Origin of the sequence: Devosia sp. BK (assembly GCF_032907385.1) — a bacterium.
GTDB lineage: Bacteria > Pseudomonadota > Alphaproteobacteria > Rhizobiales > Devosiaceae > Devosia.
Genome location: NZ_JAIMBX010000001.1, coordinates 479,500 through 499,438, shown reverse-complemented (window position 1 = coordinate 499,438; position 19,939 = coordinate 479,500). Strand labels below are relative to the sequence as shown.

Genomic DNA, 19,939 nt, shown 5'->3' with positions numbered 1-19,939 from the left:
CCAGCACAGCAATCTATTCGACCCACCACGTCATTCCCGCGAAAGCGGGAATCTCATTCACTCCAAGAAGAGATTCCCGCTTTCGCGGGAATGACGCCACGCAAAGGTGGGACAGGAGAGATCTCCACCGCAACCACCCTTGACCCCTCGCCCCCATTCCTATTCTCTCGCCTCATGGCCAGAAACCCGCTTACGCTCGTCCCGAACATCATCACCATCGCCCGCATCGCCGCGATCATCCCGATCGTCTGGTTAGTGATGGATGGCGACATCACCCTGCGCATCATAGCGCTGGTGCTCTTTGTGATTGCCGCCGCCAGCGACTGGGTCGATGGCTATCTCGCTCGTGCATGGGATCAGTATTCCGATCTCGGGCGTATGCTTGACCCCATCGCCGACAAACTCCTCGTCGGCATCCTGATCACCGCCCTCGCATGGGACGGCAGCTTTTCCGGCTGGGACATGATCCCCGTCGTCGCCATCCTCTTCCGCGAATTCTTCATCTCAGGCCTGCGTGAATTCCTCGGCAACACCTCCGTCGTCCTGCCCGTCAGCAAGCTCGCCAAGTGGAAAACCACCATCCAGCTCGTTGCCCTCGCCGTCGTCCTCTTCGAGCGCATCGTGCCCGGCTTTGGTCTCATCTCCGACATTCTGCTTTGGGCGGCCGGCGCCATTACGCTCTGGACAGGCTGGAACTATCTCCGCGCCTCCTGGCCCCATCTCGTGGGCACGACGGCGAAATGAAAATCCTCTATTTCGCCTGGCTCCGCGAGCGCCTCAACCGCCCGAGCGACGACGTCACGCCGCCGGCTGATGTCGTTACCCTCGAAGATCTCGTCACTTGGCTCCGCGCCAATGACGAAAGCCTTGATCTCGCCATGGCCAATCCCAAGCAGTTCAAGATCTCCAAGAACGCCCGCATCGTTCCCTGGAACACGCCGATCGATGGCGCCGAGGAAGTGGCTATCCTGCCGCCGATGACCGGCGGCTGAGATGATCATCATCTCCAACGCCCCCTTCGACCCCGGCGCACTACTCAGTCAGTTCCTGGCCAACCACCCCGAAGCCGGCGCCGCCGTCACCTTCACGGGCATGGTCCGCTCCCTCCCCGATCGCCCGATCACGGCGCTCATCCTCGAGTGCTATCCCGACCTCGCCCAGAACGAGATCGCCGCCATCCGCGCCAATGCCATCGCCCGCTTCAACCTCATCGACGCCGCAATCCTCCACCGCTACGGCCGCCTCGTCCCCGGCGAACCCATCATGCAAGTCATGACCCTCGCCCCCCACCGCCAAGCCGCCTTCGACGGCGCCCAATACCTCATGGACTACCTAAAAACCGACGCCCCCTTCTGGAAACAGGAAGAAATGGCAACGGGCACGGAATGGGTAGAGGCGAAAGCAACTGACGACGTGGCACGGGATCGCTGGAGGAGGTAGCCACCCTCACCCGTCTCGCGCTGCGCGCGATCCACGCTCTCCCGAGGGGGAGAGGAATAGAGGGGGCCACCTCTGATTCTTCTCCCCCTCGGGAAGAAGGTGGCGCGCAGCTCACCGAATTCGCATTTGCGAATTCGGTAGGGATGAGGGGATACCCCCACACGCGAAACAAAAAAGCCGGACATCCCTGCCCGGCTTCTTCAAACTCAATTCAACGAAACTACTCCGCCGCCGCCCGCTTTGGCTGAACCGCTGCCGAATACGCATCGATCAGCGTCCGGCACCCTTCGCCCGGGGTGAACTTATAGTCCCCGATCAGCGAAACCGGTGTCACTTCAGCAGCGGTACCCGTCAGGAAGCACTCGTCGAACTGCGAGAGCTCTTCCGGCATGATGTGCCTTTCGGTAACGGTAAAACCGTTTTCCTTGGCCAGTGCGATCAGCGTCTGGCGGGTGATGCCATTGAGGAAGCAATCCGGCGTCGGCGTCGTAATGTCCTTACCCCTAATGAAGAACACGTTGGCGCCCGTGGCCTCAGCCACATAGCCGCGATAGTCCAGCATCAGTGCGTCGGCATAGCCATTGGCCATGGCGGCGTCCTTGGAGAGCGTGCAGATCATATATAGACCCGCCGCCTTGGCCGAAGACGGGATCGTCTCAGGCGACGGGCGCTTCCACTTGCTCCACTCGAGCCGGATCCCCTTGAGCTTTTCCTCGGTCGAGAAATAGCTCGGCCACACCCAGGCAGCGATCGCCACATGCACCTTGTTGTTCCGCGCTGGCACCGAAAGCTCTTCCGAGCCGCGCCAGGCGACAGGACGCAGATAAGCGTCAACGAGGCCATTCTTGTCGAGCACGAGGCGCTTCGCCGCTTCGATCTCGTCGACCGAATAGGGGAAGGGCATATCGAGCGTTGCCGCCGAACGGATCAAACGCTCGGTATGCTCGCGCGATTTGAAGATTTCGCCACCATAGGCGCGTTCACCTTCGAATACCGAGCTGGCATAATGAAGCCCGTGCGTCAGCACGTGAATCTTCGCGTCCTTCCACGGTTTGAGTTCGCCATCGAACCAGATCCAGCCATCACGCTGGTCCATGGGCACGCCTGCCATGATCCTCTCCACAGTCTTTGTTTTTGCCGTTCTTACACGAACCGCACGTTTCTCTAATCATGCCCCAAGGGCCATGCCCTTGGCAAACCACAATGTCTTTGGGATAAGACGAAACGCCGATGTGATGGAGAGACAATGGCAGAGGCCCAAAAAAATGTCAACAAGGCTGACATAAATTCTGCTGCGATCGCGCAGTCGGTGCTGCCGCTCGATATCATGGGCCTGTTCTTTTTTGCCTATCGGGATTTTACCGGCGACGCCGATGCCCTGCTCGAGCGGCAAGGTTTCGGCCGCGCGCATCATCGGGTGCTCTATTTCGTCAATGTACGCCCCGGCATGCCAGTCGCGGACTTGCTCGACATCCTGAAAATCACCAAGCAAAGCCTGGCTCGCGTCCTCCGCCAGCTCATCGACAATGGCTATATCGAGCAAAAGACCGGCCACTCCGATCGGCGTCAGCGCCTGCTTTTTGCCACCGACAAGGGCCGCATGCTGTTCGCCACCCTATCGGCCACTCAGGCCAGCCGCATCGACGAGGCCATCGCCGCCCTGCCGGCCGAAGGCGCGCACATGGTGCGTCAGTTCCTCGTCAGCATGGTCGAGCCAACAGATCGCACTGTCCTTGAACGGCTCAACCTGACGGTCAATCTGTAAAAAAGCCGATTGCCGAACAAATGCTTATCCCGCACGCTGGCTCCAATGGGCCCTGGAGCGTGCGGAGCATAGAATTCTCGACCTGATCCACTATCTCTCGGAAGCGCGACGCCTGCAGCAGCAAGGCGAGGTCATCGAAGCAATCTGGTGCTACGATACGATCCTCAAGGATCCTTTTGTCGGGCAAGACCCGCCAACCCTGCAGGCTGCCGGACTTGGGCTCGGCCAATTATTGATTTCAGAAGTTCAGGTCAGCAATGACACAGATCGCATCGGTCGGCTGCTCAACCGTGCCATTCAGGCCCTCGGCCTAGCCCACAGATCCGATCAGAACGATCCGCAGATCGCACTCGTCCTCGCCGAAGCTCATGGCGAGCGTTTCCGCCACAAAAATCAGTCGGCAGACGTGCTCGCCGTCAATCTGCTGCTCGATCGGATGGGCACCCCACCCGAGCTGCAGGATCGCATCGCCACGCTTCGATCCCGTATTACGAGACCGCCAACTGCCCTTTCAAGGCAGGGTTAAGCAGCAACTGCTATCAGCCCTGCCCCAGTTCCTCGCTGCGCTTCCGCGCGGCCGTAACAGCCTGGTCCATCACCGGCCCCAGCCCATCAGCGCCCATCAACACCTCGAGCGCCGCCGCAGTAGTGCCATTGGGCGAGGTCACATTCTGGCGCAAGACGCTGGCCGGCGCCGGATCGATCTCCAGCAAACCCGCAGCGCCAATCACCGTCTGCCGCGCCAGCGTCATGGCTACATGCTCTTCGAGCCCCTGCGCCACGCCTGCCGCAGCCAGTGCCTCGACGAGATTGAACACATAGGCCGGCCCCGAACCCGAAACCGCCGTCACGGCGTCGAGATCCCCCTCGGCATCAAACCAGACGACGAGCCCCGCCGCCGATAGCAGCGCTTCCGCCGCCGACCGTCCCGCCGCATCGACGCCCGCTCCGGCAACGACGCCAGTAACGCCCTTGCCGATCTGCGCCGGGGTATTGGGCATGCTGCGCACCACCCGATCCGTGCCCGTGCCCGACGCCAGCCGATCCAGCGAAATCCCCGCGGCGATCGACAGCACCAGCGTATGCGTGCCAATCACAGGCTTCAGGTCATCCATAACCGCCGAGATCACCTGCGGTTTCACCGCCAGCACCAGCACAGTGGGCTGCAGCCCAAGCGCCGCTTCGTTGATCACAAGGTCATAATCGGCCGCAAAAGCCTTGGCCTCGTCGCTCGCCCGCGGATCGACCAGCACCAGATTGGTCGGCGGCAATCCGGCATCGAGCCAGCCCGAAGCCAGCGCCATGCCCATCTTGCCCACGCCAACCAGCATGACCGGCCCAATGGATCGCAAATCGGTCATCACGCCTCGCCCACGGTTTCAAACATCACATGGCTCAGCGCATCGGCGGCCGATTTTCCGGCCCAGACGACAAACTGAAATGCTTGATAATAGAGATCGCAGCTATCGGTCGCCGAGCGCAACAGCGCCTCGCATTGCTGCGGCGACACATCGGCCCCGCCGGTAAGAAGATGCGAATTGCGGAAGAGCACAACGCCTTCCTTGTTCCAGATATCGAAGTGCCCAATCCAGAGTTGCTCATTGATCAGGCTGATCAATTGGCGGATTTCGCTGCGCCGGCCCTCGGGCACCTTCAGATCGAAGGCGCAGGCGATATGCAGGCTTTCGAGGTCTTCCATCCAGTTGAACGAGACGTGATAGTCGCTCCAGCCCCCGCGCACCGAGATCGAAATCTCGTCCGCGTCCTGGCGCTCAAAATTCCAGTCGTTGATCGATGCGATGTGCTCGACCAGGTCCACCGGGTGGGACGAACGATCGGGCTCGTGGGCAATCAATGACATTGGCCGGTTCCGTGCTGGCATGGCGCTCTGGGACACGACAACCGCCGTCACCCCTCCACTGCAGACCCAATCTCACGCGTCCTCCTGCGTTCGAATCGTCCACATCACAAACCGTACACTGCAGTTCCGATTCCAGCAGTTCAACTGACGCCCAAGCGCCCAATCTCTTGTGGAAGACGGTAACCTCTCGTTAACCCGAGAGATCCAAGCCAGCGCATCTGTTGTGAAGCGCTGGCGAAATTTGGCCGATTGAGTGAGGCGGCCGTTAGACGGTCTTTGCAGCCTTGAGCGCCGCAATCTCTTGACGCAGCGCGTCGATTTCTTCGCCCTGGACCTGCACCAGCTCACGCAGCGCATCAAAGTCCTCGCGCTTGACCAATTCCATATCGGCCACGATCCGCTGCGCCTGCGACTTGGCAACGGTCTCGACTTCGCGCCGCACGCCGTCGGCGACACCCGCCGCTTCGTTCATGATCCGGCCAAGACCGTCAAAAATCCTGTTATTGCTCTGGCTCATGATAATCCCATTATCTGCAATTGCGTTTGCTCCCCTATGTAGGCCACCCCCGCCGCATTGACCAGTGCAACCATTGGCCGCGCCTCCCCATGAACCGAACCGCCCATCCACGCGTACCTGCTGGGCAAAGGGAGAAATGGCAATGAGCGACACCATCATCCTCGTCGGCGGCGCGGGCGGCATTGGCTCGGCTCTCGCGAAAAAGTCCGCCGCTCGCGGGTTGGTTCCGCACTTGATTGGTCGCAGCCCCGATGCCCTCGCGGCCCTTGCTGATGAAACAGGAGGCACTTGGGCGGAAGCGAATGTCACGGATACCACCGCGCTGACCGCGGCGATCCAGCAAGCCCCTGGCCCCGTCGCCGGCCTTGCCTATTGCGTCGGCACCATCAATCTGAAGCCGCTAGCCCGGCTCACGATCGAAGATTTCGCCCGAGATTTCGCTATAAGCGCTGCAGGCGCCGCCATGGCGATCCAGGCCGCCCTGCCCGCTCTCAAACAATATGAGGGAACCGCCTCTATCGTCCTCTTCTCTTCCGTCGCCGTCTCCCAGGGTTTTAGCGGCCACGCCTCCATCTCCATGGCCAAGGGCGCCGTGGAAGGCCTCACCGTCGCCCTCGCCGCCGAACTCGCCCCAAAAATCCGCGTCAACGCGGTGGCACCCTCTTTGACAGCCACGCCTCTGGCCGAGTCCCTGACGTCAAACGAAGCCATGGCCAAATCCATCGCCCAGCTTCACTCCCTCCCCCGCCTCGGCACCGCCGAAGACAGCGCCAATGCCGCCGACTTTCTCCTGTCCGACGCGTCGAGCTGGATCACTGGCCAAATCCTCGGCGTCGATGGCGGCCGCTCGACCCTGCGCACCAAGGGCTAGATCCCCGCATCGGCGATGTGGGGGAAGATATTGCGCGTCTCGTCGCGCGCAAATCTGCGCGTTGCCGGGGTACAGTTTGCGTCTGCAAAGGTGATCATATCGGCAAGAATGCGTCGCGCCTCGTCCACCCGCCCGGACCGAAAATTGAGCTTGCCAAAGGTAAGCATCGCACTCACCCGCGGCCCCGGATCGTCACCGGGAACACTGAGCTCATAACTACGCGTCCCAAGGGCCAGCGCATTTTCCATATCTCCCAGCGCCTCGTAACAAGCGCCCATCAGCCCAACCAGTCGCCTCAGTTCCGGATTGTCGGCGCCGTAATGCTGCTCAGCATCGGCAAGAAGCGGCTCATAAGCATCGAGCGCACGCCGCGGACCATGCACCGTGTTATTATAGACTCCCAGATTGAGCCGGATGAAAAACGCCTCGCCGATAGGCCGCTCTAGCTTGGCGTGCAGCTCAAGCGCCCGCTGCAGATGCATTTCCGTACGTGGACCGCCCTTCCAGGCCGTCCCGACATCGCCGCACTGCATATGCATGAAATAAAGCGCACGATCATCGATCGCCCCGGTCTCCGCCTGCGCCGCCAACGCACGATCCGCATGATCGAGACAGACCAGCTCGTCCCGTTTTGCCTCCAACACAGCGAGCTCGCGAAACAGCCGCGCCTCCGCCGCGCGATCCGGGATCAACGGCTCCAGCGCCAACAGATCATCCCGCATATCCGCGCCATGAAAAAGCGCTTCCGGATCGCTCAAAACCTCGAATAGCGGCTGAAATCGTGCTTCAAATTCCGACATACCTGCTCCCGCCTCAAAACATGGAGCATGCAATCGGATGTGTCCTGACTGTGGCGCTGTGCAGCAAAAAGCTAGCCCATCATACTGACACAACAAATAAAAGAGTCGGCCCACTTCAATGAACCCACTCACGATCCGCCCAGCATGCGGGGAAGACCTCCCCGACCTCCTTGCCCTTTACCAGCACCTCAATCCTGGCGACGCCGTCCCGTTGCTGGAACAAGCCTCAGCCAATCTCGAACGCCTTCGCCTGTACCCCTGCAGCGACATCCTGGTCGGGATTGCGGACAATCACCTTGCCGTCTCGTGCACACTCATCGTCGTGCCCAACCTCACGCGCAGCGGCAAACCTTATGCGCTGATCGAAAATGTCGTGACCCATGCCGATTTCCGACGGCGCGGATTCGGCCAACAAATCTTGGACGCAGCATGCGAAGCCGCGTGGACCGCAGGCTGCTACAAAACCATGCTCATGACGGGATCTAACAAACCACAGATACTCGACTTCTACCGTATGGCTGGGTTCGAACAGTCAAAAACAGGCTTCCAGAAACGGCAACTACCGGCGCGCCAAGCCTAAGGTCAATAACCCGTCTCCGGTGAGACAAGGTCAATAGCGCCGCACCGCCCCTTTCTTCGCCTTCCCCCTTGCGACCCATGCGCGCCAAGGCTACGGCTTTCCCGCCACCCTGCACTGACCCTGCCGGAGAAGGATAGACCTTGCCCTTTCCCAATATCGATCCCATCGCCTTTGCCATCGGCCCCTTCGCGCTCCGCTGGTATGCGCTGGCCTATCTGTTCGGCGTCATTCTCGGCGCCGGTTATGGCTATCTGCTGCTGCGCAACGAGCGGCTCTGGTATCGCGGTACCCCGCCCTTCCCGGCCAAGGATATTTGGGATTTCGCCTTCTGGGCCATGCTGTCGATCGTCATCGGCGGCCGCACGGGCTATGTGCTCTTTTACAATCTGCCCTATTACCTGCAGAACCCGATCGAGATCATCAATACGCTCGATGGCGGCATGTCCTATCATGGCGGCATGGTTGGCCTCATGCTCGCGGCCATCCTCTTCACGTGCCACAAAGGTGGCTATTGGCTCTCTTCGCTCGACCTCCTCGGCGCCGTCGCCACCATCGGCATTTTCCTCGGCCGTATCGCCAATTTCATCAATGCCGAGCTCTATGGCGCGCCGACCGACCTACCCTGGGGCGTCATCTTCCCGACCGATCCGCTGCAGGTGCCGCGCCACCCGAGCCAGCTCTATGAAGCCGCGCTCGAAGGTCTTTTGCTTTTCCTCATCATCCGCGTCGCCACCCACGTCTTTTATGGCCTCCGGAAGCCCGGCCTCGTCGCCGGCATTTTCGCCATCGGCTATGCACTTTCGCGCATCTTCGTCGAGACCATTCGCCTCCCCGACGAGCAACTCGGCTATCTTTATGGCGGCTGGCTCACCATGGGCCAGGTCCTCAGCCTGCCCATCCTTCTTGGTGGCGTCATTCTCGTCGTCTATGCCCTGACCCGGCCGACCAACAAACTGCGTGCTTGAGGAGCCATCAATGAATACCCAGCTCCCGCTCGCACAGCAGATCGATCTACAGATCTCGACGACCGGCCCCATGTCGGTCGCCACCTATATGGGTCTCTGCCTCACTCATCCAACCCAGGGCTATTACAAGGGCGCCGATCCGCTCGGTGCCGCCGGCGATTTCATCACAGCGCCCGAAATCTCGCAGATGTTCGGCGAGCTGATCGGATTCCATCTCGTCAATGTCTGGCAGCAGATGGACGAGCCCAAAAGCTTCAACCTCGTCGAACTCGGGCCTGGCCGCGGCACGCTCATGGCCGATATCCTGCGCGTCGCCTGCCGCGCCCCAGGATTTCGCGATGGTCTCAAGCTGAAGCTGTTCGAGACCAACCCGGCGCTCACCGCCAAGCAGCGGAATCGCCTTGAAAGCTACGAGCCGCAATGGCTTGAAAACTTTGAACAATTCTCCGAAGGCCCGATCATCGTCGTCGCCAACGAATTCTTTGATGCATTACCCATCCGCCAATTCGTCCGCAAAGCCGATGGCTGGCACGAACGCATGATCGGCCTCGCCGATGGCAAACGCGCCTTCGGTCTCGCACCGACGCCGATTTCCAACGACGCGATGCCCACAGCCGTCGCCAACGCCGAAGACGACAGCCTCTTCGAAGTCTGCTTTGCCGGCAGCGAAGTCATGTCGCGCGTCGCCAAGGCCATCGCCAAGCAAGGCGGCAGCGTCCTCGCGATCGATTATGGCTACGCTCGCACCCAGACCGGCGACACACTGCAAGGCGTCCGCAACCATGCCTTCGCCGATGTGCTGGAAAACCCAGGCGAGACCGATCTCTCCGCCCATGTCGATTTCGCCGCCCTCGCCGCCGTCGCGCGAGAAGTCGGTCTCGCGGTCCAGCCTCTTGCGACCCAGGGCGAATTCCTCACCCGCCTCGGTATCGCCGAACGCGCCGCCGCCCTTGCCGGCGCCAATCCCGGCTCCGCCCCAGATATCCGCGCCGCTTTGGAACGTCTCACCGCCAAAGACCAGATGGGCGACCTCTTCAAGGTCTTCTGCGCCCACTCTCCCGGCCTCAATCCGCCGGGGTTCACTGCATGATCGAGTTCCACACCGTCCAACCCTTCACCGACACAGACACCGTCCACCACGGCTTCTTCGGCCGCCATGGCGGCGTCTCGACCGGTGAGTTCGCCGGGCTCAATGCCTCTCAATCCACCGGCGACGCGCCCGAGCCCGTGGCCGAAAACCGCCGCCGCATAGCCGATGTGCTCGGCGGCAACACGCTCGTCACTGTCAAACAGGTCCATTCCAACCGCGTCGTCACCGTCGAAGCCGGCGCCCTGCCTGACCCGACCGTCGAAGCCGATGCCCTTGTCACTCGCCGTGGCGATGTCCTCCTCGGCATCCTCACCGCCGATTGCGCCCCGCTCCTGTTCGTTGATCCCCATGCCGGCATTGTCGGCGCGGCCCATGCCGGCTGGCGCGGCGCCGTCACCGGCATCCTGACCAATACCGTCGCCGCCATGGAAGCCCTCGGCGCCCAGCGACGTCGCATTCTCCTTGCCATCGGCCCCACCATCTCCGCGGAAAACTACGAAGTCGGCCAAGCCTTTAAGGATGATGTCCTGAATCAAAATGCGAAAGCCGACTCCGCCTTCATCACTCCGCCCGGCGGCACTCCGCATTTCGACCTGCCGCTTTTCCTTGCCAAAGAGGCGCAAACGCTCGGCCTCTCCGGCATCACCGAAACCGGCCTTTGCACCTATGCCGAGCCCAGCCGTTTCTTCTCCCATCGCTACGCCACGCACAAGCAAACGCGCACCGGCCGCCAGCTTTCCGTCATCGGCCTTGCCTGAAACGAGGTGCGGTTCGCGGCTTAAACATCGCGTGCTGCACTACTCTTAATTTACGCATGTGATCGAACGGGCGTTGCGGTCACAAAAATGACTCGCTAAAGCTGCCCGCGAAACTGGAAGGTCCCCGTCCTTGGGATCGGTTGAGACAGGATCGCGCCCATGAAACTGGTGACCGGCAATTCCAATCGTGCCCTCGCCCAGGCCGTCGCCAGCTACCTCGAATTGCCCCTGACGGATTGCACCGTCAAACGCTTCGCCGACAAGGAGGTCTTTGTCGAGCTCCATGAAAACGTCCGCGGAGAAGACGTCTTCATGCTGCAGTCGACCAGCTTTCCCGCCAATGACAACTTGATGGAATTGCTGATCCTTACCGACGCCCTGCGCCGGTCCTCGGCCCGACGCATCACCGCCGTCCTCCCCTATTTCGGCTACGCCCGCCAGGATCGCCGCGCCGCCGGTCGTACGCCAATCTCGGCCAAGCTCGTCTCAAACCTGATCACCGAAGCCGGCGTCCACCGCGTCATCACGCTCGATCTGCACGCCGCTCAGATCCAGGGCTTTTTCGATATCCCGACCGACAACCTCTATGCCGCGCCGATCATCACGCGCGACATTCTCGACAATTATAAGCTCGAGAACACTATGATCGTCTCGCCCGACGTTGGCGGCGTCGCCCGCGCCCGCGCGGTCGCCCAGCGCCTCGGCACCGATCTCGCCATCGTCGACAAGCGCCGCCCCAAGGCCGGCGTGTCCGAGGTGATGAACATCATCGGCGATGTCTCAGGCCAAGCCTGCATTCTCATCGACGATATCGTTGATTCCGGTGGCACCCTGGTCAACGCGGCCGAGGCCCTCCTCAAGGCCGGCGCCAAGGAAGTTTCGGCCTATATTACCCACGGCGTCCTTTCCGAAGGCGCCGCCGAGCGCATCGCCGCCTCAAAGCTCAAGGAACTGGTCGTCACCGACTCGATCCAGGAGACCGAAGCGACCAAGGCCGCGGCCAATATCCGCCGCATCGCCATCGCCCCCCTCCTTGGCGAAGCCATCGCCCGCACCGCCAGCGAACAGAGCGTTTCGAGCCTCTTCGACTAAGAGGTCAAACCGCTTCAGTGGAGCGATTTGACAGGCGCGTTCCCACACACCGAATGTCACCCCGGCGAAGGCCGGGGCCCATCCTGAGATCTCAGGATGGATCCCCGCCTGCGCCGGGATGACCCCCAGTGCGTCTAGCCCCCTACTTCAAAACCAACTGAATCGTCCCCGCCTCAAACGCCGCCTTGCAGTCGCTCGCGTCGTGCATGATATCGTCCTCGATCAGCGGCGTTGACGTCATGCCGGCGCCCTTGAACCGCATATCGTCGCATTCGCCGTCCTTCGCATATTCACCCTTGTTGTCGCCGAATTCGGGCACACCATCTTCCGACACGCCGCGCAGCGAAATCGTGCCCGAGGCATAGGCCTCGCCACAGTCGGTAGCGTCATTGAGAATGTCGTCGCTGAGCAGTGGCGTCGTCGTCATGCCCTTGCCCTCAAATCGCGGATCGTCACACTCGCCGTCATTGGTATATTCGCCGCCGTCGGTCCCGAACGAAAACTTCGGCGCCGCATAGGCCGGAACGGCAAAAACCACGAGCGAGGCAAGAGCAAGGACGACGGCAGGTTTCATGATCGAATCCGGAATGCTGATGACGAAAAAACGAGCGCTATCAACACTTGGCGCTATGACGAAAGTGTGACCACGCACTTTCTTGTCCTCGCCCGCGCCGAAAGCCTCCGGAATCCCCGTCTGCTTCCTTGCCGCCGTCCCCCGCTTGAGCTATAGCGCACCCCATGAAGTGCCCGTCACCCCTGGAGGACGGGTGCGTATGCCGTCGCGAAGACGCCATACACCAACCCAATGGATGCTTTCCATGGCTCAGAATAAAGTGCTCAAGGCACAGGCGCGCAACGGAGTGGGCAAGGGGGCCGCTCGCGAAGCTCGTCGTCAGGGACTCGTTCCTGCAGTTATCTATGGTGACAAGAAGCCCCCCGTCGCCGTTTCCGTGGCCTATAAGGACGCGCTGAAGTTCATCTATGCCGGTGGCTTCAAGTCGCACATCCTCGACCTCGACGTCGATGGCACGATCCACAAGGTCATCCCGCGTGACTACCAGCTCGACGTCGTCATGGATCAGCCGATCCACATCGACTTCCTGCGCGTGGCCAAGGGCTCGAAGATCAACGTTCAGGTTCCCGTGCACTTCGAAAACGAAGATGCAAGCCCGGGCCTCAAGCGCGGTGGTACGCTCAACATTCTGCACCACACGCTCGATCTGACCGTGCCGTCCGACAACATCCCGGAATTCGTGACCGTTGACCTCACCGGCCTCGAAATCGGCGATACCGTCCACATCTCCAACATCAAGCTGCCCAAGGGCACTGCCGACCACAGCCACGAAGAGGACGTGACCATCGCAACCGTCGTTGCGCCGTCCGCTCTCAAGGCCAGCGGCAGCCTTGATGACGAAGAAACCACCGAAGAAGGCGAAGCATCGGCCGAGTAATCGGCTGGAGCTTTTCCAAAGCTTTGAGGGCGGCCTTCGGGTCGCCCTTTTCATTTGCCCCCTTGATGCGTTATGCCCTCTGGACGCGTTTCCCAGCAAAAGTGGCAACGATTTTGCCGCTCGGAAACGCGATCACACAATGACTTGGACCAAGAACGAGCGCGCCATGAAACTCCTCGTCGGCCTGGGCAATCCGGGCAGCCAATATGAAGGCAATCGCCACAATATCGGCTTCATGGCCATCGACGCCATTGCGCGCGCTAAAGGCATTTCCAGCTGGAAATCGAAGAATTCCGGCCTCCTCGCCGAAGGCACGATCGGCTCCGAACGCGTGCTCCTGCTCAAGCCCCAGACGTTCATGAACAAGTCCGGCGACAGCGTCCAAAAGGTCGCGAGCTTTTACAAAATCCCGCCCGCCGACATCGTCGTGTTTTATGACGAACTCGACCTCGCGCCCGGGAAGGTCCGCGTCAAGATCGGCGGCGGCAATGGCGGCCACAATGGCCTGCGCTCGATCGATCCCCAGATCGGCCTCGACTACAAACGCGTCCGCCTGGGCATCGGCCACCCCGGCAAGGAATTCGTCACCCCCCACGTCCTCGGTGACTTCGCCAAGGCCGACAAAGCCTGGCTCGATCCCCTCCTCGACGACATCGGCCGCCACGCGGGAATGCTGCTGGCAGGCGACGACGCCGGCTTCATGAACAAGCTGGCACTGGCAAGCAAAGGCAACGAAGAGCCAAAGCCGGCCCTCAAAGCCCAAAGCCACATCCGCCAGGCCCGCGCCAGCAAGCCCCAAGCCGAAGTCCAAAAATCCGGCCCCATGGCCGATATGCTCAACAAGCTGTTCGGCAAGGGCGAGTAGCGGCTACCCTGCCTCGCCCACCCACCGCTTCTCCCCTCGCCCCTTGTGGGAGAGGGACCGACTTTTCGCGTCCAGCGAAAAGTAAGGGTGAGGGGCTTCGAGGCGTCCCACAGGGCAAATCATGCCAGTGGCATGATTTGAGCCGAGAAGGCCATGAGAGCTATGCTCGAATGGCCTCCTCCGCAGAGGGGCGCGTGATGGAATAGAAAGAATACCCCTCATCCCAACCGAATTCGCGAATGAGAATTCGGTGACCCTTCGGGCACCTTCTCCCTCAAGGGTATAAGGGAAATCGAGACCCACACGCTGTAACTTGCAAACAAAATGACCCCAGCGCTTCGGCGCCGGGGCCTACCCACAATGTCATCCACGCGAAAGCGGGGATCTCTATTTCTGGCACCGATTTTGGATTCCCGCTTTCGTGGGAACGACACGGTGGGAGAACAAAATCTCCCCAACCGTCATTGCCGGGCTTGTCCCAGCAATCCATCTCGCTTCCGCCAGCCATTCTTGCGAATGGCTTGGACCACCGGCACAAGCCCGGTGGTGACGCTGCGGTTAGTCTAAACCCTTATGCAACGCGCTGCTTGCGCGGCCCACGTGCCCATTCCGGGATCCACGTTCCGTGTGCTTCCAGCAGATCATCGACCACGTTCCAGATCTGCTCGAGATCCAGTTCCGCCGCCGTATGCGGATCCATCATCGCGGCATGATAGATGTGCTCGCGGTTTTCCTCGATCAGCGCACGAACCGTCAGCTCCTGCACATTGATATTGGTGCGGATCAGCGCCGTCAGCTGCGGGGGCAATTCCCCGATATAGGTCGGCTGCAGCCCATTGTCGTCGACGAGGCATGGCACTTCCACCGCCGCATTGTGCGGCAGCGAGGTAATGACGCCGTTGTTGCGCAGATTGCCGTAAATCACCGAAGGCTCGCCGGTCCAAACCGAGTTGACGATGGACGAGGCATATTCCTTGGACTGCTTGACCTCGATCCGGTCAGCCTTCTTGTAGTCCTCGGACGTCTTCTTCCAGTTTGCGATCTGCTCGACGCAGCGCTTGGGATATTCATCGAGCGGAATGCCGAATTTTTCGATGATGTCCTCGCGGCCTTCCTTGATGAAGTAAGGCGTATATTCCGCAAAGTGCTCGGAGCTTTCGGTCACGAAATAACCGAGCCGCGTCATCATCTCGTAACGCACCTTGTTCGGGCAGCGCGGGTTCCAGGTCGGCTTGGGCGCACGGCCTTCACGATAGGCCTTGAACAGTTCTGGATAGAGATCCTTGTACGAGCCATCGGCCTGGCGATGCTCGAACTTGAGATAGAACGCCATGTGGTTGATGCCGGCCGAGCGATAGCGGATTTCCTCATAAGGAATGCCGAGATCGTGGGCCAGTTCAGCCGCCGTGCCCTGCACCGAGTGGCAGAGCCCGACCTGCTTGATCGTCGGATACTTTTCCGAGATCGCCCAGGTATTGATCGCCATCGGGTTGACGTATTGCAGCATGATCGCGTCGGGCGCGACCTGCAGCATGTCTTCGCAAATGCTCCACAGATGCGGCACGGTGCGGAGGCCACGCATGATGCCGCCGACGCCGAGCGTATCGGCAATGGTCTGACGCAAGTTGTACTTCTTGGGCACTTCGAAATCGACGACGGTGGAAGGCTCATAGCCACCGATCTGGAAGCAGACGACGACGAAATTGGTGCCGTCGAGCGCCTTGCGCTGGTCCGAGAAGGTCTCGACCGTCGCAGAAACACCAAGCGTGTTGATCAGCTTCTGCGCAATGATCTCGCTCTCTTCAAGCCGCGTCGGATTGATATCCATCAGACGGATCTGCGCGCCGGCCAGCGCTGGACGCTGCAAAATATCGCCCACGATGTTCTTCATGAACACCGATGAGCCGGCACCGATGAAGGTGATTTTCGGATTTGCCATTATAAACTCCAGTCGTCAGGCAGCTATTTCGAATGCGGCCCGCACGAGGCGCGCCGTATATTCGGTTTTGGGGTTGATGAGCACTTCATTAACCGGCCCCTGCTCCACGATCTTGCCGTGCTGCATCACCATCACCCGATGGCATAGGGCCCGCACGACCTTGAGATCATGCGAGATGAAGAGATAGGAGAGGCCCTTCTCGTCCTGCAGTTTGCGCAGCAGGTCGATGATCTGCGCCTGAACCGACAGATCGAGAGCCGATGTCGGCTCGTCGAGGAGGATGAATTCGGGTTCGAGTGCAATGGCCCGGGCAATGGCGATACGCTGGCGTTGCCCGCCCGAGAATTCATGCGGAAAGCGCGAGAGGATATTGTCCGGCATGCCGGCATCGCGCAGCGCCTGCCGCACGCGGTCGACCCGCTCGCGACTATTGGCGCCGATGCCGTTGACCACGAGCCCTTCTTCGATGATCTGGCGGATCGACATGCGCGGGTTGAGCGAAGCAAACGGATCCTGGAAGACGATCTGCATCCGACTCCGCAGCGGCCGCATGGCCTGGCGATCCTTGCCATCGATCCGCTCGCCATCGAACCAGATCTGCCCGCCCTGATTGCCGATCAATCGCACCAGCGCCTGCCCGAACGTCGTCTTGCCCGAGCCGCTCTCGCCCACGATCCCGAGCGTCTCATGCCGCATCAACTTGATGTCGAGATTGTCGACCGCCTTGAGCTCAAAGAAGTCGGGTTTGAAGAACCCACCGCGCTTAAGGGTAAAGGCTACCTTCACCTGCTTGCCCTCAAGCACGGTGTCATGCGCCCCCTCTTCGAGTGGCAGCGCCGTGCCCTTGGGTTCGGAGGCCAACAGATGCTTGGTATAGGCGTGCTGCGGATTGGCAAACAGCGCCTCGGTCGCATTGTGCTCCTGCACGCGACCGTTCTGCATCACATAGACATATTCTGAAAACTGCCGGACAATCGTCAGGTCATGGGTAATCAGGATCACCGCCATGCCATACTTGTCTTTCAGGTCCTTGATAAGATTGAGGATCTGCGCCTGCACGGTCACGTCGAGCGCGGTCGTCGGCTCGTCCGCAATCAGCACATCGGGCCGGTTCGCGAGCGCCATGGCGATCATCACGCGCTGCCGCTGTCCGCCAGACAGCTGGTGCGGAAAGTTGTTCAGCCGCGCCCGCGGCTCCGGAATCTGCACCTCGGTCAGGAGCGCCTCGGCCCGCTTCATCGCCTCGTCGCGCGAAACCTTATTGTGCAGGTGAATAACCTCACAAAGCTGCTGCCCGATCGTATAAACCGGATTAAGCGAACTCATCGGCTCCTGAAAGATCATGGCAATGTCATTGCCACGGAGCTTGCGCATCTCCTTGTCGCCCATCTTGACGACATCCTTGCCCGAAAGCGTGATCCGCGTATTGGGGAGAATAGTGGCGCGCTTCGTCAGAAGCTTCATCAGCGTCCGCGCCGTCACCGATTTGCCGGACCCCGATTCCCCCACAAGGGCGATAGTCTCGCCCTTGTGCAGCTGGAACGACACATCGCGCACCGCATGTACCGTGCCGCCTTCCACCTTGAAATCGACACCCACATTCCGCGCGTCGAGGATCAACTCGCGCCCGTGGGTACCAAGGTCATGCCGCTCGCTCGAAACTGGATTGCTGGGGGTCATGACACTGGCCTCAATAGGGGTCGACGGCGTCGCGCAGGCCATCGCCCAGCGCGTTGAACGCAAAGACGGTGATCAGCACGAAGATGACGGGCGAGAGGATCCACGGATAGGACCCAATGACCGAATAGGACGACGTATCCTGCAGCATCAGCCCCCAGGAGATCAGCGGTGGCTTCACGGCAAAGCCGAGGAAACCAAGGAAGCTCTCGAGCAGCACAACGCTTGGAATGGCCAGCGTCACCGCGACGATGATGTGGCTCAGCACATTGGGGAGAATGTGACGCACGACGATCCGTCGATCCGAGGCACCCACCGCAATCGCTGCACGCACATATTCGATCCGCGCCAGCGATAAGGTCTTTGATCGCACCTCGCGACTGAGCTGCGCCCACCCCAAGGCCGCGATCACGCCGATGACGAAAGCAATGAACACATTGGATGGTGCCGTTGCCGGAATAAGCGTCGTCAGCGCCAGATAGAGCGGCAACTGCGGGAACATCAGGATGAACTCCACCACCCGCTGCACCCAGGAATCGAACCGCCCACCAATATAGCCCGACGTAATCCCCACCAGCGTCCCGACGATCGTCGTCAGCGTGACCACCACCAGCGCAATGGTCAGCGTAATCCGTGCCCCGACAAAGCCACGCGCGAGAATATCGCGCCCAAACTTGTCGGTGCCAAGGAAATGCACCGTCTTTTCCGGATCGACCGGTCCGAAGAAATGGATATTGGCCGGGATCACCCACAGCAGCCGATATTCATACCCCCGCACAAAGAAGCCAAGCTCGGTCGGGTTGTCATAGTCCGGCCCAACCAGCGGCTGGAAGGTAATGGGATCAAGCTCATCGCCTTCGGCAATCGGAAACACCACCGGAATGAGCGTGAAGCTGCCATCGCCCTTGAAGAAGCTGACATGATCGGGCGGCGCAAAGCCGATATCGGCAGCCTTCGGATCCTGCGGCGCGAAGAAATCGGCAAAGATCGTCACGACGATCAGGAGCACAACCAGCACGAGGCCGATCATGCCGATCGTCGAGCGCCGGAACCGCCGCCACACGAGCGCCAGATAGCCCTCGTCGCTGGTGCTGCTCCATCGCGAATTGACCTCGGGCGTATCCGCTTCCTCCGCGGGCGTCGGCATGGGGCCGGCGGCATCGGGCGGTAGCGGAATGGAGGAGCCGGGATTGGGATCTTGATACTTGGTCAATTGGACTTCTCCCCGCCCAGGCGAATGCGCGGGTCGAGCAGCGCAAGCAACACGTCGGAAATGATATTGCCGATGATGAGCGTGACGGCGAGCACCATGACGAACGTCGCGGTCACCCAGACGTCACCCACACCCATCGAGCCCACGATTGCCGGACCGACGGTGGCGAGGCCAAAGACAATGGCGACCTCGATTTCACCCGTCAGCATGTAGGGCAGTACCACGCCCTGATAGGCGACCAGCGGGTGGAGCGCATTGGGCACGGCATGGCGCATGATCACGGCGCTTTCCGGTAGGCCCTTGGCGCGCGCCGTCTCGACATATTGGCTGTTGAGCACGTCGAGGAGATTGGCGCGCATCACGCGCATATTATAGGCGAGCCCACCGATCGTCGCGACGAGCACGACCGGCCAGACATGGGCGACGAGGTCGACGAACCGTCCCCAGCCCCAGGGCTGGCCGCCCCAATAGGCCGAGTTGAAACTGCCGATCTCGTTCACCCCGAGCCGGAAGACCAGAACATAGAGAATGATGATCGCGAGCAGAAAGCGGGGAATCGTCATGCCCATGAAGGAGATGAAGCCCAGCACGGTATCGACCCAGGAATATTGACGGGTCGCCGCGAGAATGCCGAGGCTGATGCCGATCACCGAAGCCAGGATATGGCAGGTCAGCGCAAGAAGGATCGTGCGCGGCAGGCGTTCGGCCACCACATCGCCCACGGGCTTGTTGTAGTAGAGCGATTGCCCGAAATCGAAGCGGGTCACGACGCCGGTGATCCAGCGGAAATATTGCACGATCAGCGGATCGTTGAGCCCATTGGCAGCGCGATAGGCTTCGGCCATGGCCTGGGCCTGCTCGGCGGTGGCGCCGGTGCGGTTGATCGCCATGGTGCGGATATAGTCGCCATAGTCGCCCGGAGGCGCCTGAATGATCAGGAAGGTGACGATGCTCAGCAGAATGAGGATGGGGATGGCCCCCAGGATCCGGAATACGAGGAAGCGCAGCATCACACTCTCTTCTGGCAGAAACTTTTTGGGTCGAAGTCCGGCGGC

The 19,939-nt window shown here is 60.7% G+C and carries 23 protein-coding genes; 13 read left to right on the top strand and 10 right to left on the bottom strand.

Going from position 1 to position 19,939, the window contains the following annotated elements; all coding sequences use genetic code 11:
* The first annotated feature begins 174 nt into the window (after positions 1-174).
* Genes pgsA through DevBK_RS02350 form a run of 3 tightly spaced genes read left to right on the top strand, consistent with a single transcriptional unit; the run spans position 175 to position 1,440 of the window.
* Entirely contained in the window at positions 175-744 is a 570-nt protein-coding gene (gene pgsA / locus DevBK_RS02360) for a CDP-diacylglycerol--glycerol-3-phosphate 3-phosphatidyltransferase (protein ID WP_317184340.1), read from the top strand.
* A complete protein-coding gene (locus tag DevBK_RS02355; RefSeq protein WP_062631636.1) occupies positions 741-992 on the top strand; it encodes a MoaD/ThiS family protein in 252 nt (83 codons plus the stop codon). The genes pgsA and DevBK_RS02355 overlap by 4 nt, the downstream gene beginning before the upstream one ends.
* A gap of 1 nt (position 993) precedes the next feature.
* A complete protein-coding gene (locus DevBK_RS02350) occupies positions 994-1,440 on the top strand; it encodes a molybdenum cofactor biosynthesis protein MoaE (RefSeq protein WP_062631635.1) in 447 nt (148 codons plus the stop codon).
* A 220-nt stretch (positions 1,441-1,660) separates the two neighbouring features.
* On the opposite strand, the gene DevBK_RS02345 is transcribed toward DevBK_RS02350, so the two are convergent.
* Positions 1,661-2,551 (bottom strand): branched-chain amino acid aminotransferase, encoded by an 891-nt coding sequence (locus tag DevBK_RS02345; protein ID WP_062631634.1) that lies wholly within the window; start codon positions 2,549-2,551, stop codon positions 1,661-1,663.
* A 135-nt stretch (positions 2,552-2,686) separates the two neighbouring features.
* Here DevBK_RS02345 and DevBK_RS02340 point away from each other — a divergent pair, with 135 nt between their 5' ends.
* Positions 2,687-3,205, top strand: a complete 519-nt coding sequence (locus DevBK_RS02340) for a MarR family winged helix-turn-helix transcriptional regulator (RefSeq protein WP_410494028.1) — start codon at positions 2,687-2,689, stop codon at positions 3,203-3,205.
* 232 nt (positions 3,206-3,437) lie between these two features.
* Positions 3,438-3,731, top strand: coding sequence for a hypothetical protein (locus DevBK_RS02335; RefSeq protein ID WP_317184339.1), 294 nt, complete (start codon positions 3,438-3,440; stop codon positions 3,729-3,731).
* Positions 3,732-3,744: 13 nt separating this feature from the next.
* Here DevBK_RS02335 and proC read toward each other — a convergent pair whose 3' ends face one another.
* The 3 genes from proC to DevBK_RS02320 form a co-directional block, all read right to left on the bottom strand.
* Positions 3,745-4,566: a pyrroline-5-carboxylate reductase gene (gene proC, locus DevBK_RS02330; RefSeq protein WP_317184338.1), complete on the bottom strand. Its 822-nt coding sequence runs from the start codon at positions 4,564-4,566 to the stop codon at positions 3,745-3,747.
* Positions 4,566-5,066: a YbjN domain-containing protein gene (locus tag DevBK_RS02325; RefSeq protein WP_061910550.1), complete on the bottom strand. Its 501-nt coding sequence runs from the start codon at positions 5,064-5,066 to the stop codon at positions 4,566-4,568. The genes proC and DevBK_RS02325 overlap by 1 nt, the downstream gene beginning before the upstream one ends.
* A gap of 265 nt (positions 5,067-5,331) precedes the next feature.
* Positions 5,332-5,583, bottom strand: a complete 252-nt coding sequence (locus DevBK_RS02320; RefSeq protein WP_061910547.1) for an accessory factor UbiK family protein — start codon at positions 5,581-5,583, stop codon at positions 5,332-5,334.
* Between the two features lie 142 nt (positions 5,584-5,725).
* Between DevBK_RS02320 and DevBK_RS02315 the strand changes: the two genes are divergently transcribed.
* Complete coding sequence (locus tag DevBK_RS02315; RefSeq protein WP_317184337.1) at positions 5,726-6,454, top strand: SDR family NAD(P)-dependent oxidoreductase; 729 nt, start codon at positions 5,726-5,728, stop codon at positions 6,452-6,454.
* Here the strand turns inward: DevBK_RS02315 and DevBK_RS02310 are convergent.
* The gene (locus tag DevBK_RS02310) at positions 6,451-7,254 is read right to left on the bottom strand and encodes a hypothetical protein (RefSeq protein WP_317184336.1); all 804 of its coding nucleotides are present in this window, start codon (positions 7,252-7,254) and stop codon (positions 6,451-6,453) included. The two genes, DevBK_RS02315 and DevBK_RS02310, sit on opposite strands and share 4 nt — an antisense overlap.
* A gap of 118 nt (positions 7,255-7,372) precedes the next feature.
* Here DevBK_RS02310 and DevBK_RS02305 point away from each other — a divergent pair, with 118 nt between their 5' ends.
* The 5 genes from DevBK_RS02305 to DevBK_RS02285 all read left to right on the top strand — a co-directional run bounded on the left by DevBK_RS02305 (position 7,373) and on the right by DevBK_RS02285 (position 11,739).
* Entirely contained in the window at positions 7,373-7,834 is a 462-nt protein-coding gene (locus tag DevBK_RS02305) for a GNAT family N-acetyltransferase (RefSeq protein ID WP_317184335.1), read from the top strand.
* A 140-nt stretch (positions 7,835-7,974) separates the two neighbouring features.
* Positions 7,975-8,799, top strand: a complete 825-nt coding sequence (lgt, locus tag DevBK_RS02300; RefSeq protein ID WP_317184334.1) for a prolipoprotein diacylglyceryl transferase — start codon at positions 7,975-7,977, stop codon at positions 8,797-8,799.
* Positions 8,800-8,809: 10 nt separating this feature from the next.
* Entirely contained in the window at positions 8,810-9,889 is a 1,080-nt protein-coding gene (locus DevBK_RS02295) for a class I SAM-dependent methyltransferase (RefSeq protein WP_317184333.1), read from the top strand.
* Complete coding sequence (gene pgeF / locus DevBK_RS02290) at positions 9,886-10,647, top strand: peptidoglycan editing factor PgeF (protein ID WP_317184332.1); 762 nt, start codon at positions 9,886-9,888, stop codon at positions 10,645-10,647. The genes DevBK_RS02295 and pgeF overlap by 4 nt, the downstream gene beginning before the upstream one ends.
* A 159-nt stretch (positions 10,648-10,806) precedes the next feature.
* Positions 10,807-11,739: a ribose-phosphate pyrophosphokinase gene (locus DevBK_RS02285; RefSeq protein ID WP_062631626.1), complete on the top strand. Its 933-nt coding sequence runs from the start codon at positions 10,807-10,809 to the stop codon at positions 11,737-11,739.
* Positions 11,740-11,881: 142 nt separating this feature from the next.
* Here the strand turns inward: DevBK_RS02285 and DevBK_RS02280 are convergent, their stop codons facing one another.
* The gene (locus DevBK_RS02280) at positions 11,882-12,313 is read right to left on the bottom strand and encodes a hypothetical protein (RefSeq protein ID WP_062631625.1); all 432 of its coding nucleotides are present in this window, start codon (positions 12,311-12,313) and stop codon (positions 11,882-11,884) included.
* Positions 12,314-12,557: 244 nt separating this feature from the next.
* On the opposite strand from DevBK_RS02280, the gene DevBK_RS02275 reads away from it, so the two are divergent.
* Entirely contained in the window at positions 12,558-13,190 is a 633-nt protein-coding gene (locus DevBK_RS02275) for a 50S ribosomal protein L25/general stress protein Ctc (protein ID WP_317184331.1), read from the top strand.
* 166 nt (positions 13,191-13,356) lie between these two features.
* Positions 13,357-14,055, top strand: coding sequence for an aminoacyl-tRNA hydrolase (pth, locus tag DevBK_RS02270; RefSeq protein WP_317185578.1), 699 nt, complete (start codon positions 13,357-13,359; stop codon positions 14,053-14,055).
* A gap of 571 nt (positions 14,056-14,626) precedes the next feature.
* Here pth and DevBK_RS02265 read toward each other — a convergent pair.
* From DevBK_RS02265 to DevBK_RS02250, 4 genes are all read right to left on the bottom strand, one after another.
* A complete protein-coding gene (locus DevBK_RS02265) occupies positions 14,627-15,997 on the bottom strand; it encodes an alpha-glucosidase/alpha-galactosidase (RefSeq protein WP_156352224.1) in 1,371 nt (456 codons plus the stop codon).
* Between the two features lie 12 nt (positions 15,998-16,009).
* Entirely contained in the window at positions 16,010-17,674 is a 1,665-nt protein-coding gene (locus DevBK_RS02260) for an ABC transporter ATP-binding protein (RefSeq protein WP_061910525.1), read from the bottom strand.
* A gap of 10 nt (positions 17,675-17,684) precedes the next feature.
* Positions 17,685-18,818 carry an ABC transporter permease gene (locus DevBK_RS02255; RefSeq protein WP_062631622.1) on the bottom strand — a complete coding sequence of 378 codons (1,134 nt, stop codon included), beginning with the start codon at positions 18,816-18,818 and terminating at the stop codon, positions 17,685-17,687.
* A gap of 62 nt (positions 18,819-18,880) precedes the next feature.
* Positions 18,881-19,894 carry an ABC transporter permease gene (locus tag DevBK_RS02250; RefSeq protein WP_062631621.1) on the bottom strand — a complete coding sequence of 338 codons (1,014 nt, stop codon included), beginning with the start codon at positions 19,892-19,894 and terminating at the stop codon, positions 18,881-18,883.
* Positions 19,895-19,939 lie beyond the last annotated feature (45 nt).